Genomic DNA, 15,001 nt, shown 5'->3' with positions numbered 1-15,001 from the left:
TCGTCGTTGATGACCGAACCGTTCGGTCAGCAAGTTTCAAGCTGGGATTTCGGGCATGTCGTTGCGCGAGGATGGCGACCGGATCGATGCGGCCGAGGCGGCCGACGCCGTGCGGGACGAGCGCGCCGAGGCGCCGCGCGCCACGCCGAAGGCGGCCGCGGCCTCGCCCCACGTCCCGGCTCCCGCCGAGGCCCCGGTGGTCGGGAAGCGCTCGCGCAAGACGCTCGTCCTGGCCGGCCTGCTCTGCGCGGCGTTGGCCGGGGGCGGCTACCAGGGCTGGCAGTACTGGACCGTCGGGCGGTTCTTCGTCACGACCGACGACGCCTACGTGCAGGCGGACATCTCGGTGCTCGCCGCCAAGATCTCCGGCTACCTCGAAGCCGTCCCGGTGGTGAACGGGCAGTCGGTCAAGAAGGGCGACGTGATCGCCCGTCTCGACGACGGCGACTACCGGCTCGCGCAGCAGGCGGCGCAGGACAAGCTCGCGACCCAGGAGAGCACCATCGTGCGGATCGGCCGGCAGGCCGAGGCGGCGCAGGCGCAGGTCGTGCAGATGGCCGCCCAGATCGACGCGACCAAGGCCGACGCGGTGCGGGCGCTCGCCGACTACAACCGCGCGACCCAGATGCAGGCCGACTACGTCGCGAAATCCCGCCTCGATCAGGCCAAGGCCGACCGCGACCGCACCGATGCCGCGGTCAAGGGGGCCGAGGCCGGTCTGATCGCGGCCAAGGCCAACGTCGAGGTTCTGCACGCCCAGCAGCGCGAGGCCGAGAGCCTCGCGGCCGAGCTGCGCACCGCCGTCGACCGCGCCAAGCGCGACGTCGCCTTCTCGACGATCCGGGCACCGTTCGACGGGGTCGTCGGCAACAAGGCGGTGGAGGCCGGCGCCTACGTCGCGCCGGGCTCGCGCGTCGCCGCCCTGGTGCCGCTCAAGAGCGTCCGCATCGATGCGAACTTCAAGGAGACCCAGCTCGTGCGCGTCCGCCCCGGGCAGCACGTGCGCATCGAGGTCGACGCCTATCCCGACCGCGAGATCGCGGGCGAGGTCGAGTCGCTCTCGCCCGCCTCGGGCTCGGTGTTCAGCCTGCTGCCGCCCGACAACGCGACCGGCAACTTCACCAAGATCGTCCAGCGCCTGCCGGTGCGGGTGAAGGTGCCGGCCGACGTCGCCGCCGAGGGCCTGCTCCGGCCCGGCCTGTCGGTGACGGTCCGCATCGACACCCGCGACGGCGCCGACGCGCCGCTCCTGCGGACCGCGCATAAGCAGGACTGACCGCCATGGCCGCGACCGCCGCCGCCGGCCCCGGCCGAGCTCCGATCTCCGCGGCGCCGCCCTCCGCGACGGCCGAGCCGCCGCTCGACCGCCGCCGGATGGTGGCGTTCCTGTGCATGGTGTTCGGGATGTTCATGGCGATCCTGGACATCCAGATCGTCTCGGCCTCGCTCAACGAGATCCAGGCCGGCCTGTCGGCGTCGGGCGACGAGATCCCCTGGGTCCAGACCAGCTACCTGATCGCCGAGGTGATCTCGATCCCGCTCTCGGGCACCCTCTCGCGGGTGCTCTCGACCCGGTGGATGTTCGTGATCTCGGCCGGCGGCTTCACGCTGATGAGCGTGATGTGCGCCACCGCCTCCTCGATCGACGAGATGATCGTCTGGCGCGCGCTGCAGGGCTTCATCGGCGGCGGCATGATCCCGACGGTGTTCGCCTCGGCCTTCACCATCTTCCCGCCGTCCAAGCGCTCGATCGTCTCGCCGATGATCGGCCTTGTGGCGACGCTGGCGCCGACCATCGGCCCGACGGTCGGCGGCTACCTGACGGACCTCGGCTCCTGGCACTGGCTGTTCCTGATCAACGTGGTGCCCGGCATCGCCGTCACGGTCTCGACCTTCTTCCTCGTCGACTTCGACGAGCCGAACCTCGACCTGTTCAACAGCTTCGACTGGTACGGGCTCGCCGGCATGGCGGGCTTCCTCGGCTGCCTCGAATACGTGCTCGAGGAGGGGCCGAACCACGATTGGCTGCAGGACGACGCGGTGGCGATCTGCAGCGTCATCGGCACGGTCTCGGCGGTCGGCTTCTTCTGGCGGGTCTTCACCGCGAAGCAGCCGATCGTGGACCTGCGCGCCTTCGCCGACCGCAACTTCGCCGCGGGCTGCGCGGCGAGCTTCGTCCTCGGCATCGGCCTCTACGGGCTGACCTACCTCTACCCGGTCTACCTCGCGCGGATCCGCGGCTACTCGGCGCTGCAGATCGGCGAGACGATGTTCGTCTCGGGCCTGTGCATGTTCGCCACCGCGCCGATCGCCGGGCGGTTCTCCGGCAAGGTCGACCCGCGCATCCTGATGGCGATCGGGTTCTCGGGCTTCGCCGCCGGGACCTGGATCGTCACCGGGCTGACCAAGGATTGGGACTTCTGGGAGCTGCTGTGGCCGCAGGTCCTGCGCGGCTGCTCGCTGATGCTGTGCATGATCCCGATCAACAACATCGCGCTCGGCACCCTGCCGCCGGCCCGGATCAAGAACGCGTCCGGCCTCTACAACCTCACGCGGAACCTCGGCGGCGCGGTCGGGCTCGCGCTGATCAACACCCTGCTCAACGATCGCTGGGACCTGCACCTCGAGCGCCTGCACGAGCGCTTCACCTGGGCCAACGGCGCAGCCCTGGAGCGCCTCGACGCGATGCGCCGCCAGTTCGAGGCGACCGGCGGCGACGCCGAGAAGATGGCCCTGAAGGCGATGACCAACACCGTGCGGATGCAGGGGCTGGTGATGAGCTTCGAGGACGTGTTCCTCGTTCTCACCGGCCTGTTCCTGCTGATGGCGCTGGCCACGCCCCTGATCCGCAGGCCCGCGGCGGCGGCGGCCGGGGGAGGCGGGCACTGACGGGCAGGCGAGGCGGGGGGCGGGGGGATAGCGGGGAAAAGGCGGGTTCGCGCCGCGCCCGCATCGCCGCCGCCGCGCGCTCGTGCCACGCTGGCGTTTCGTCGGCGCAGGTTTGCGTTGGATCACCACCGCCCCGATCTGCTAGAGCGGAGTGCAAGGCCCGATCGCGGCCCGAGGATCGACGCATGGATTTCCTGACCGCGATGGGCGGCACGGCCACCGGCTTCTTCGGTGCGGTGATCCCGTTCCTGTTCGTGCTGACCGTCGTGGTCTTCGTCCACGAGATGGGGCACTTCCTCGTCGGACGCTGGTGCGGCGTCGGCGTCCACGCGTTCTCGATCGGCTTCGGGCCGGAGCTCGTCGGCTTCAACGACCGCCACGGCACCCGCTGGAAGCTCTGCGCGATCCCGCTCGGCGGGTACGTCAAGTTCCACGGCGACGCCAACGGCGCCAGCATTCCGGATGCCGACACCATCGCGCGGATGACGCCGCAGGAGCGGGCGATCAGCTTCCCGACCCAGCCGGTGGCCAAGCGCGCGGCGATCGTCGTCGCCGGCCCGGTGGCGAACTTCATCCTCGCGATCCTGCTGTTCGCCGGCGCGATCTGGCTCGGCGGCCGTCTCGAGCTGCCGGCCCGGGTCTCGGCGATCGATCCCAGCAGCGCGGCGGCGCAGGCCGGCTTCCAGACCGGCGACCTCGTGAAGAGCATCGACGGCGAGCCGATCCCCGATTTCAACACGATGTACCGCATCGTCACCGGCAGCGCCGGAACGCCGCTGAACTTCGTCGTCGAGCGGGCCGGGGCCGACGTGCCGATCGTCGCGACGCCGTCGGTTTACGAGGAGAGCACCAAGTTCGGCCGCCACCGCATCGGGCGCCTCGGCATCCGCTCGCCGGCCGCCTCCGAGGCGAAGCTGGTCACCTACGGCCCGGTCGCCTCCCTCGGCCTCGGCGTGCACGAGACGGTGTTCGTGGTCGAGCGCACCTTCTCCTACCTCGGCAAGCTGGTGACCGGCCGCGAATCCGCCGACCAGCTCTCCGGGCCGATCGGCATCGCCCGCGTCTCCGGCGAGGTCGCCAAGGTCGGCGGCATCGGTGCGCTGATCGGGCTGATCGCGCTGCTCTCGGTCTCGATCGGTCTGCTCAACCTGTTCCCGGTGCCGCTGCTCGATGGCGGCCACCTGCTGTTCTACGCCTTCGAGGTGGTGCGCGGCCGCCCCTTGAGCGAGCGCGCCCAGGAGATCGGCTTCCGCGTCGGGCTCGCCCTCGTGCTGGTGCTGATGATCTTCGCGGCCTGGAACGACATCCTGAACCTCGGCGCCTCCTGGCGCGCGACCTGAGCGCGGCACCGCGCTCGGTCCCCGCGCGCCGCCCACGAGGCGGTCGCCGCAATCCCGCCGCGATTGCGCGCGCGGCGGCCTCCGGCGGCGCCTGACCGGCCCCCGGCGAGTCCCCTGACGGGAGGCCGTGGAAGGGTTACGAGGACGTTTCCCGGATCCGGCACGGCTCGGGATTTCCGTGTCGGGGCAGGGATTTACCGTTCGTTTACCCTGCGACGAAATGGATGGGAACTTTGCGGGAGCGTTAAGTGGCCTGAAGGCCACGGCCCCCAAAATCCCGGTCATAGGACCCCCCGCGCCGTTTGCTTGGCAGGGGAATCCCGCTAAGAGCTACGCTTGGACCAGGTATTACGGGACGGCCGGTCAACGGTCGCTCGTGGCGGGTGCGAACCCGATCCGATGATAAGACAGACGGGCGAATAGATGATGTCGATGACGGGGAAGCACCGGCGCAAGTCGGTGAAGCGGACCATCGTCCTAGCCGCCGCGGCGGGCATTGCGCTGACCGGGGTCGCGCAGGCCCAGCAGATCGTCGTTCAGGGCAACCGCCGCGTCGATGCCGACACCATCCGTTCCTACGTCACCGGCACCGCATCGGGCTCCGCCGAGGAAGCCCGCCGCAACCTGCTCGCCAGCGGCATGTTCGCGGACGTGAAGGTCGCCGCCAGCGGCGGCCGCACCGTCGTGACGGTCCGCGAGAACAACCTGATCAACCGGGTCGTGTTCGAGGGCAACAAGAAGATCGAGAAGGCCACGCTCGAAGGGCAGGTCGAGGCCAAGGCCCGCGGCGCCTTCAACGAGGCCGTGATCAAGTCCGACATGGCGCGGATCAAGGAAGTCTACCGCCGCGCCGGCCGCGGGACCGCCAAGGTCACCTACCGCACCGTCGACCTGCCCAACGGCTCGATCGACGTGATCTACCAGATCGACGAGGGCGATAAGACCGGCATCGTGTCGATCACCTTCGTCGGCAACAACGCCGTGAGCGAGCGGACGCTGAAGGGGCTGGTCTCCTCGTCCGAGATGAATTTCCTGTCGTTCATCAAGACCTCCGACGTCTACGATCCCGATCGCATCGCCAACGATCTCGACCTTGTCCGCCGCTACTACCTGCGCAAGGGCTACGCCGACTTCCGCATCGTCAACGCCGACGCCCGCTACGTCGAGGGCCCGGACGCCAACGGCTGGGTGATCACGGTCACGGTCGAGGAGGGCGAGCAGTACACGGTCGGCGCCGTGGCGGTGGATTCCCGCCTGCCGGGCCTCGACACGAAGAACCTCGACGGCGAGATCCGCACCACGGTCGGCGACGTCTACAACGCCGAGGACGTCGAGAAGACCCTGTCGGGCCTGACCAACGACGTCGCCCGGGCCGGCTATCCCTTCGCCCAGGTCCGCCCGACCGGCCAGCGCGACCGCGCGACCCATCAGGTCTCCCTCGGCTTCGTCGTCGAGGACGGCCCGCGCGTCTACGTCGAGCGCATCAACATCCGCGGCAACACCCGCACCCGCGACTACGTCATCCGCCGCGAGCTCGATATCGCCGAGGGCGACGCCTACAACCGCGTGCTGACCGACCGCGCCGAGCGCCGCCTGAACGGCCTCGGCTTCTTCAAGAAGGTCCGCTTCTCGAACGAGCCCGGCTCCTCGCCCGACCGCGTCGTGATCAACATCGACGTCGAGGATCAGCCCACGGGCTCGTTCTCGGTGGCGGGCGGCTACTCCACCCAGGACGGCATCATCGGCGAGGTCTCGGTCTCCGAGTCGAACTTCCTCGGTCGCGGCCAGTACGTCCGCGTCGCCGGGACCGGCGGCCAGTACTCGCGCGGCGTCGACTTCTCGTTCACCGAGCCGTACTTCCTCGGCTACCGCCTCGCGGCCGGCTTCGACGCGTTCTACAAGTACAGCGACCTGACCCGGTACTCGCGCTACGAGACCACCGTCTACGGCGGCCAGCTCCGTATCGGCCTGCCGGTGACCGAAGCCTTCGGCGTGACCCTGCGCTACTCGCTCTACAACACCGAGCTGAAGGTCCCGAACTCGATCAAGCAGCCCTACAACGACTGCTCGAACCCGATCCCGGGCATCACCAGCGTCTACCCGAACGGCGCGCAGCTCAACGGCCGCGACGTCAGCGGGCTGGCCCAGTACCCGGCCTGTGCCTACAACGGCGAGGCCTCGATCGCGATCAAGGGCTCCCAGGGCAACACGCTCACCTCGCTCGCCGGCCTGACGCTCGCCTACTCGACGCTGGACGTCATCGGCGCGCCCCGCAACGGCCTCTACGCCGAGCTGAAGCCCGACGTCGCGGGCCTCGGCGGCGACTCGAAGTTCTTCCGCGTCACCGGCGACGCCCGGTACTACAAGGAACTCTACGAGGACGTCGTCGGCTTCGTCCGCCTCCAGGGCGGTCACATCGAGGCGCTGGACAGCAACCCGCTGCGCATCACCGACCAGTTCTTCCTCGGGCCGTCGCTGGTCCGCGGCTTCGCTCCCAACGGCATCGGCCCGCGCGACGTCGGCACCACCGACGCCCGCTCCAACGCCATCGGCGGCTCGACCTACGTCGGCGGCACCCTCGAGATTCAGTTCCCGCTCCCCTACGTGCCGCGCGATCTCGGCCTGAAGGGCGCGGTCTTCGCCGACGCCGGCACGCTGTTCGGCTATCACGGCCGCACCACGTTCGACGTGAACGGCGACAACTTCATCAACGGCACCGCGCCCGGCGGCGCGTGCAACTTCAACGCCTTCAACATCGGCGTCGAGCCGGAATGCGTGAACGTCCGCGACAAGGCCGTCATCCGCTCGTCGGTCGGCGCCTCGATCCTGTGGAACTCGCCGCTCGGCCCGATCCGCTTCGACTACGCCTACGCCCTGAGCAAGGACGAGGGTCTGAAGGTGTTCGTCCCGACGCTCGGCAAGTACGGCCACATCGGCGCGGACCAGACGCAGGCGTTCCGCTTCTCCGGCGGCTCGCGGTTCTGATCCGAGAAAAAAGGTCGCGCGCCGCCTCGGGTTTCCCGGGGCGGCGCGTTGTCGTGCATGCCTGATCCCGTCTTCTTCATCCCGCAGCCCGGTCTCACCCTCGGCCTCGTCGCCGAGGCGGCCGGCCTGCCCGTGCCCGAGGGCTTCGATCCGGCGCACCGGATCGACGGCGCCGCGCCGCTCGAGACCGCGGGGCCGCGCGACCTCGCCTACATGGACAACGCCCGCTACGGCGACGCGCTCGCCGCGACCCGGGCCGGCATCTGCCTCGTCGCCCCGCGCTTTTCCGCGCGCGTGCCCGCCGGCACCGCGAGCCTCGTCCTGCGCGATCCCTACCGCGTCTACGCGGTGCTGCTCGGCCGGCTGCACCCGGATGCGCTTCGCCCGGGCTCGCAGTTCGGCGCCCGCGGCATCGCGCCCGGCGCCCACGTCCACCCCGATGCGCGCCTCGAGGACGGCGTCACGGTCGATCCCGGCGCCGTCGTCGGCCCCGGCGCCGAGATCGGCGCGGGCACGGTGATCGGCCCCGGCGCCGGCATCGGACCCAACGTGCGGATCGGGCGGGACTGCGCGATCGGCGCCGGCGCCACCTTGAGCCATGCGCTCGTCGGCAACCGCGTCATCGTCCATCCCGGCGCCCGGATCGGCCAGGACGGGTTCGGCTTCCACATGGGAGCGACCCACCTCAAGGTGCCGCAGGTCGGCCGCGTCATCGTGCAGGACGACGTCGAGATCGGCGCCAACACCACGGTGGACCGCGGCGCCTCGCGCGACACGGTGATCGGCGAGGGCACCAAGATCGACAACCTCGTGCAGATCGCCCACAACGTGGTGATCGGCCGCCACTGCGTGATCGTCTCGGGCGTCGGCATCTCCGGCTCGACTACGCTCGAGGACTACGTCGTGCTCGGCGGGCAGGTCGGCGTCGTCGGCCATCTGCGCATCGGCCGCGGCTCGCAGATCGCCGGCTCCTCCAACGTCAACCGCGACGTGCCGCCCGGCAGCCGCTGGGGCGGCACGCCGGCCAAGCCGGTCCGCGCCTGGTTCCGCGAGCTGACGACGCTCGCCCGCCTGGCCGAGCGCTCGGGCCGGGACGAGCCGGCGGACAAGGGCTGATCGAAAGGGCCGATCGATCCGGCCCGTGCGCCCGCCGCGCTTGCGTCGGGGCGCCGTTTGGGTCGAAAGGACGGGGATCGGTGACGACGGGCGTGCGCGGATGCGCGGCGTCGAGGCGAGGATCGAAGAGATCGATGAGTGAGACGGCGCGTGAACTCGGCTCGGCCGACATCCAGAAGGTGCTGGAGCTGCTGCCGCACCGCTACCCGTTCCTGATGATCGACCGGATCATCGAGATCGACGGCGACGAGAGCTGCATCGGGATCAAGAACGTCACCGTCAACGAGCCGCAATTCACCGGGCATTTCCCGAACATGCCGGTGTTTCCCGGCGTGCTGCTGATCGAGGGCATGGCCCAGACGGCGGGCGCGATCTGCTGCCGGCACATCATGCAGAGCAACGTGCAGACCAAGCAGGTGTTCTTCATGACGATCGACAAGTGCAAGTTCCGCAAACCGGTGGTGCCGGGCGACCAGGTCCGCTTCCACATGACGAAGACCAACCACCGCAAGACGATGTGGTGGTTCCGCGGAGAGGCGCGCGTCGACGGCGCCCTCGTGGCGGAGGCCGAGATCGGGGCCATGCTGGTGACGGCGTGAGCGCGCCCGCGATCCATCCGAGCGCGATCGTCGAGGACGGCGCCGAGATCGGCGACGGCTGCCGCATCGGCCCGTTCTGCCATGTCGGCCCGCAGGTGGTGCTCGGCGTCGATTGCGAGCTCGTCAGCCACGCGGTCGTCGCGGGCGACACCCGCATCGGCGCCCGCACCCGGATCTATCCCTTCGCCTCGATCGGCCACCCGCCGCAGGACCTGAAATACAAGGGCGAGCCCTCGACGCTGCGGATCGGCGCCGACTGCCTGATCCGCGAGGGCGTCACCATGAACCCCGGCACCGCGGGCGGCGGCCTGGAGACGGTGGTCGGCGACAAGTGCGCCTTCCTCGCCAACGCCCATGTCGGGCATGATTGCCACGTCGGCAGCGGGGTGATCTTCTCCAACAACGTCATGCTGGCCGGCCATTGCAGCGTCGGCGACTACGCCATTCTCGGCGGCGGCGCGGCGGTGATCCAGTTCGCCCGCGTCGGCGCGCACGCCTTCGTCGGCGGCCTGTCGGGGCTGGAGAACGACTGCATCCCCTACGGCATGGTGCTCGGCAACCGCGCCTACCTCGCCGGCCTCAACATCGTCGGCCTGCAGCGTCGGGGCTTCGCGCGCGAGGACATCCATGCGCTGCGCCGCGCCTACCGCCTGCTCTTCGCCCCCGAGGGGACGCTGATGGAGCGGGTCGAGGACGTGGCCTCGGAATTCGAGAGCCACCCGGCGGTGCGCGAGATCCTCGATTTCATCCGCGCCGGCGGCAAGCGCTCGATCTGCACGCCGCGCGAGACGGCGGCTTCCGGCGGCGGCGCCTGAGGCCGCCGATGTCGGCTCCTCGGCCCGCACGGCCGGACGCGAGGCTGGTGCTGGTCGCGGGCGCCGGGCGCCTGCCCGAGCAGGTCGCCCACTCCCTCGACCGTGCCGGCCGCGCCTTCAAGGTGCTGGCGCTGCGCGGGTTCACCGACCGCCCCTTGCGCGCGCGGGCCGACGCCACCGTCGACCTCCTCGACATCGGCGAGACCCTGCGCATCCTCGCGGGCTGGGGGCCGGCGACCATCGTGCCGGCCGGCGGCGTCGCCCGGCCGAGCCCGGCCGCGATCCTCAACGCTGCTGCCGCGTTCCGCAACCGGGTCGCCCTGCGCAATCTCGCCGATGGCGGCGACGACCGGCTGCTCCGCGGTGCCCTCGCGCTGCTCGAGGAGAACGGCCACACCGTGTGCGGCGTCCACGAGGTCGCCCCGGACCTGCTCAGCCCCGCCGGCCCGATCGGCCGCCACGCGCCGGACGCGGCCGGCGCGGCCTCGATCGCCACCGGCCGCGCGCTGCTGGCCGCCCTCTCGGCCTTCGATGTCGGCCAGGCGGTGGTGGTCGCAGCCGACCGCGTGCTCGCCGTCGAGGGCCCCGAGGGCACCGACCGCATGCTCGCCCGCGCCCGCACCGTCGGGCGCAAGCCGTGGGACCTCAGGCTCTGGCGCCGCGAGCGGGCGCTGCCCGCGACCGTGCTGGTGAAGTGCGCCAAGGACGATCAGGATCTCCGCATCGACCTGCCGGCGATCGGCCCGCGGACGGTCCGCAACGCGTCGGCCGCCGGCTGCGTCGGGCTCGCGGTCGAGGCCGGGCGCACGCTGCTGATCGACCGGGCGGAGACGATCGCCGAGGCCGACCGGCTCGGCCTCTTCCTGATCGGCATAGGGGTCGGCGCATGAAGATCTGGCTCGTCGCGGGCGAGGATTCCGGCGACCAGCTCGGCGCCAAGCTGATGGCGTCGCTGTGCGAGGCCGCGGGCCGCCCGGTGACCTTCGGCGGCGTCGGCGGCGAGGCGATGACGGCGCGCGGCCTGACCTCGCTCTTCCCCCTCGATGACGTGGCGGTGATGGGCTACCTGCCGGTGCTGGCGCGGCTGCGCACGCTCCTGCGCCGCATCCGCCAGACGGTGGACGACGTGGTCGCCAACCGCCCGGACGTGCTCGTGATCATCGACAGCCCCGGCTTCACCCACGCGGTCGCCTCGCGGGTGCGCAAGCGTGCGCCCGAGATCCCGATCGTCGACTACGTCTCGCCGAGCGTGTGGGCGTGGCGGCCGTGGCGGGCGGCCTCGATGCGGGGCTTCGTCGACCACGTGCTCGCGCTGCTGCCGTTCGAGCCGGAGGCGCACCTGCGGCTCAACGGGCCGCCCTGCACCTATGTCGGGCATCCGCTGATCGAGCGGTTCTCCGAGCTGCGGCCGGACGCCGCCGACGCGGCGTCGCGGGAGGCCGTGCCGTGGCGCGTGGTGGTGCTGCCGGGCTCGCGCCGATCCGAGATCGAGCGGCTGATGCCGGTCTTCGGCCGCACCCTGGCGCGCATGGCGCGGGACGTCGGGCCGATCGAGGCGGTGCTGCCGGCGGTCACCCGTCATCGCGCCTTGATCGAGCGCATGGCCAAGGCCTGGAGCGCCCCCGTGCGCATCGTCGCGGGCGAGGCCGAGAAGTACGCCGCCTTCCGCCAGGCGCGGGCCGCGCTCGCCGCCTCCGGCACCGTGACGCTGGAGCTGGCGCTCGCCGGCGTGCCGATGGTGGTGGCCTACAAGGTCTCGCGGGTCGAGGAGGCGGTGGCCCGGCGCCTGATCCAGGTGCCGACGATCGTGCTGCCGAACCTGATCCTCGGCGAGAACGCGATGCCGGAATTCGTGCAGGCCGAGTGCACCGAGGATCGCCTCGCCACGGCGCTCGCCCCCCTGGTCACCGGCGGCGCCGCGCGGGACCGCCAGCTCGCGGCGCTGCAGCGCATCGACGGCCTGATGCGGCTGCCGGGCGACGAGGCCCCGAGCCGCAGCGCGGCGCGGGTGGTGCTGGCTGCGATCAGAACCTGAGGCTTCGGATCGTCGGGCTGCCGTCATTCCAGGGCGCCGCAGGCGAGGCCAGAATCCAGAGCCGCCGGCGATGCCTGCCGAAGGGCGGCCTGCGGTTCAGGATCCCGGGCTCTGCCTCGCAGCCCCGGAATGACGGGCGCGGGTTTTTGGCGACCGAGAGGCCCATCGCGCCGCCGGCAGATCCATCATCGGCCGACGGCGCTCAAAAGGCGCCTCAGCCGCGGTCGTTGATGCCGACGTAGTCGCGCTTGGTCGGGCCGACGTAGAGCTGGCGCGGGCGACCGATCTTCTGCGAGGGGTCCTCGATCATCTCGGCCCACTGCGCGATCCAGCCGACGGTGCGTGCCACCGCGAACAGCACCGTGAACATGTCGGTCGGGAAGCCCATCGCCTTGAGGGTGATGCCCGAGTAGAAATCGATGTTCGGGTAGAGCTTCTTCTCGATGAAGTACTCGTCCTTGAGCGCGATCTCCTCGAGCTTCATCGCGACCTCGAGCAGCGGGTCGTCGTGCTTGCCGAGCTCCTTCAGCACCTCGTGGGTGGTCTTCTGCATGATCCGCGCGCGCGGATCGTAGTTCTTGTAGACCCGGTGGCCGAAGCCCATCAGGCGGAAGGGATCGTTCTTGTCCTTGGCCTTGGCGACGTACTGGTCGACGCGGTCCGGCGTGCCGATCTCCATCAGCATCTTCAGCGCCGCCTCGTTGGCGCCGCCATGCGCCGGGCCCCACAGGCAGGCGACGCCGGCCGCGATGCAGGCGAACGGGTTCGCGCCGGAGGAGCCGGCGAGCCGCACCGTCGAGGTCGAGGCGTTCTGCTCGTGGTCGGCGTGCAGGATGAAGATCTTGTCCAGCGCTTTGGCGAAGATCGGGTTGATCTGGTACTCCTCGCACGGGACGGCATAGCACATCCGCAGAAAGTTCGAGGTGTAGTCGAGGTCGTTCTTCGGGTACACGAACGGCTGGCCGATCGAGTACTTGTAGGCCATCGCCGCCAGCGTCGGCATCTTGGCGATCATGCGCATCGACGCGATCATGCGCTGGCTCTCGTCCGTGATGTCGGTCGAGTCGTGGTAGAAGGCCGAGAGTGCGCCGACGGAGGCCACCATCACCGCCATCGGGTGGGCGTCGCGGCGGAAGCCGGTGAAGAACCGGTTCATCTGGTCGTGCACCATGGTGTGGCGCGTGACGCGGTAGTCGAAGTCGGCCTTCTGGCCCGGCGTCGGCAGCTCGCCGAACAGCATCAGGTAGCAGGTCTCGAGGAAGTCGCCCTGCTCGGCGAGCTGCTCGATCGGGTAGCCGCGATAGAGCAGAACGCCCTCGTCGCCGTCGATGTAGGTGATCTTCGATTCGCACGAGGCGGTCGAGGTGAAGCCCGGATCGAAGGTGAAGGCGCCGGTCTGGGCGTAGAGCTTGCCGATGTCGACGACGTCGGGGCCGATCGTGCCGCTCTTGACGGGCAGAGAGATCTGCTTGCCGTCCACGGTGATGGTGCTGGCTGCGCTCATGGAACGTGGACCCTTTCCTGGCAACGAATCGAAGCCGGCCCAGGCTGCGCTCCGCGCCGCCCGGGACCCGAAGTCACCGGCATTTTGCTGCAGGTGCTCACAAGCCCATCGGGTTAGCGGATCGGCCGAGCGCCAGCAACGGGGCGGATGACAACCACGTCGAGACGCCAAGCGAAAACCGGGCCGCGCGTGCGCTGCGGCGGCGGTCTCAACCCTTCGTGATGCCGTCGCCGAGACGGGCGAGGCTCTCCGCGCGTCCCAGCACCGCCATCACGTCGAACAGCGGCGGCGAGGTCGTGCGCCCGGTCAGCGCCGCGCGCAGCGGCTGGGCGACCTGCCCGAGCTTCAGGCCGGCGGTCTCCGCGAAGTGCCGCACGGCCGCTTCCGTCGCGGCGGCGTTCCAGTCGGGCAGGGCTTCCAGCGCCGGCAGGATCGCGGCGAGCCGCCCGCGCGCCTCGTCGGTGAGGAGGGCGGAAGCCTTCTCGTCCGGCACCAGCGGCCGCGCGGCGGTGAGATAGTAGGCGCTGTCGAGCAGCTCGATCAGGGTCTTGGCCCGCTCCTTCAGCCCCGGCATCGCCGCGACGAGCTTTTCGCGAAGGGCCGGCGCGAGCGGTGCCGAGAGGCCGCGCTCCGGGCCGACGTTCGGCAGGATGCGCTCGATCGCGTCGACGAGGTCGGCGTCCGCCGCGCCGCGGATGTAGAGGCCGTTGAGGTTCTCGAGCTTGGCGAAGTCGAACCGCGCCGGCGAGCGGCCGATCGCCTTCAGGTCGAAGGCCGCCACCATCTCCTCGGTCGAGAACACCTCCTGGTCGCCGTGGCTCCAGCCGAGGCGGACGAGGTAGTTGCGGAGCGCGGCCGGCAGGTAGCCGAGGTCGCGGTAGGCGTCGACGCCGAGCGCGCCGTGGCGCTTGGACAGCTTGGCCCCGTCCGCCCCGTGGATCAGCGGGATGTGCGCCATCCTCGGCACCTCCCATCCGAGCGCTGAGAAGATCTGGCTCTGGCGCGCGGCGTTGGTGAGGTGGTCGTCGCCGCGGATCACCTGGGTGACGCCCATGTCGTGGTCGTCGACGACGACGGCGAGCATGTAGGTCGGGTTGCCGTCCGAGCGCAGCAGCACGAGGTCGTCGAGATCGCGGTTGGCCCAGGTGACGCGGCCCTGCACCGCGTCGTCGACGATCGTTTCGCCCTCGCTCGGGGCGCGCAGCCGGATCACCGGCTTTACCCCGGCCGGTGCCTCGGACGGGTCGCGGTCGCGCCAGCGCCCGTCGTAGCGCAGCGGCTTGCCCGCCGCCCGGGCCTGCTCGCGCATCTGCGTCAGCTCCTCCGGCGTGGCGTAGCAGCGATAGGCGTTGCCCGAGGCGAGCAGGCTCTCGGCGACCTCGCGATGGCGCTCGGCGCGGGCGTACTGGAACACCACGTCGCCGTCCCAATCGAGCCCGAGCCAGCTCATCCCGTCGAGGATCGCGTCGATCGCCCCTTGCGTCGAGCGCTCGCGGTCGGTGTCCTCGATGCGCAGCAGCATCCGGCCGCCCATCCGGCGGGCGTAGAGCCAGTTGAACAGCGCCGTGCGGGCGCCCCCGATATGGAGGTAGCCCGTGGGCGAGGGCGCGAAGCGCGTGACGACGGGTGACGACATCGGACGATGGATCTTCTGGTGACGGGGCTGAAGGAGCACCCTGAACGCGGCCGCGGCACGGATCGGCCGATCCGGTTGCGCG

11 protein-coding genes are annotated in these 15,001 nt (G+C 70.6%); 9 read left to right on the top strand and 2 right to left on the bottom strand.

Going from position 1 to position 15,001, the window contains the following annotated elements; translation table 11 throughout:
- Positions 1-55: 55 nt before the first annotated feature.
- The 9 genes from ACFZ8E_RS22335 to lpxB all read left to right on the top strand — a co-directional run bounded on the left by ACFZ8E_RS22335 (position 56) and on the right by lpxB (position 11,779).
- A complete protein-coding gene (locus tag ACFZ8E_RS22335; protein ID WP_405043812.1) occupies positions 56-1,276 on the top strand; it encodes an HlyD family secretion protein in 1,221 nt (406 codons plus the stop codon).
- Between the two features lie 5 nt (positions 1,277-1,281).
- Positions 1,282-2,889 carry a DHA2 family efflux MFS transporter permease subunit gene (locus tag ACFZ8E_RS22330; protein ID WP_405043811.1) on the top strand — a complete coding sequence of 536 codons (1,608 nt, stop codon included), beginning with the start codon at positions 1,282-1,284 and terminating at the stop codon, positions 2,887-2,889.
- Positions 2,890-3,074: 185 nt separating this feature from the next.
- On the top strand, positions 3,075-4,229 hold the full coding sequence (locus ACFZ8E_RS22325; RefSeq protein WP_147728014.1) for an RIP metalloprotease: 1,155 nt from the start codon (positions 3,075-3,077) through the stop codon (positions 4,227-4,229).
- A gap of 423 nt (positions 4,230-4,652) precedes the next feature.
- The gene (bamA, locus tag ACFZ8E_RS22320) at positions 4,653-7,214 is read left to right on the top strand and encodes an outer membrane protein assembly factor BamA (protein WP_147728015.1); all 2,562 of its coding nucleotides are present in this window, start codon (positions 4,653-4,655) and stop codon (positions 7,212-7,214) included.
- A 57-nt stretch (positions 7,215-7,271) separates the two neighbouring features.
- Positions 7,272-8,330: a UDP-3-O-(3-hydroxymyristoyl)glucosamine N-acyltransferase gene (lpxD, locus tag ACFZ8E_RS22315; RefSeq protein WP_147728016.1), complete on the top strand. Its 1,059-nt coding sequence runs from the start codon at positions 7,272-7,274 to the stop codon at positions 8,328-8,330.
- Positions 8,331-8,464: 134 nt separating this feature from the next.
- Positions 8,465-8,929: a 3-hydroxyacyl-ACP dehydratase FabZ gene (fabZ, locus tag ACFZ8E_RS22310; protein WP_147728017.1), complete on the top strand. Its 465-nt coding sequence runs from the start codon at positions 8,465-8,467 to the stop codon at positions 8,927-8,929.
- Positions 8,926-9,744: an acyl-ACP--UDP-N-acetylglucosamine O-acyltransferase gene (lpxA, locus tag ACFZ8E_RS22305; RefSeq protein ID WP_147728018.1), complete on the top strand. Its 819-nt coding sequence runs from the start codon at positions 8,926-8,928 to the stop codon at positions 9,742-9,744. Before fabZ ends, lpxA begins: the two co-directional genes overlap by 4 nt.
- Positions 9,745-9,752: 8 nt before the next feature.
- Positions 9,753-10,634 (top strand): LpxI family protein, encoded by an 882-nt coding sequence (locus ACFZ8E_RS22300; protein ID WP_243935772.1) that lies wholly within the window; start codon positions 9,753-9,755, stop codon positions 10,632-10,634.
- On the top strand, positions 10,631-11,779 hold the full coding sequence (lpxB, locus tag ACFZ8E_RS22295; protein WP_405043809.1) for a lipid-A-disaccharide synthase: 1,149 nt from the start codon (positions 10,631-10,633) through the stop codon (positions 11,777-11,779). The genes ACFZ8E_RS22300 and lpxB overlap by 4 nt, the downstream gene beginning before the upstream one ends.
- A gap of 214 nt (positions 11,780-11,993) precedes the next feature.
- Here the strand turns inward: lpxB and gltA are convergent, their stop codons facing one another.
- Positions 11,994-13,283 carry a citrate synthase gene (gltA, locus tag ACFZ8E_RS22290; protein WP_147844312.1) on the bottom strand — a complete coding sequence of 430 codons (1,290 nt, stop codon included), beginning with the start codon at positions 13,281-13,283 and terminating at the stop codon, positions 11,994-11,996.
- 208 nt (positions 13,284-13,491) lie between these two features.
- Positions 13,492-14,919 carry a glutamate--tRNA ligase gene (gene gltX, locus ACFZ8E_RS22285; protein ID WP_243933120.1) on the bottom strand — a complete coding sequence of 476 codons (1,428 nt, stop codon included), beginning with the start codon at positions 14,917-14,919 and terminating at the stop codon, positions 13,492-13,494.
- Positions 14,920-15,001: the final 82 nt, after the last annotated feature.

It is taken from the genome of Methylobacterium sp. HMF5984 (assembly GCF_045033435.1).
GTDB lineage: Bacteria > Pseudomonadota > Alphaproteobacteria > Rhizobiales > Beijerinckiaceae > Methylobacterium.
This window is presented reverse-complemented; position numbering and strand designations above follow the sequence as displayed.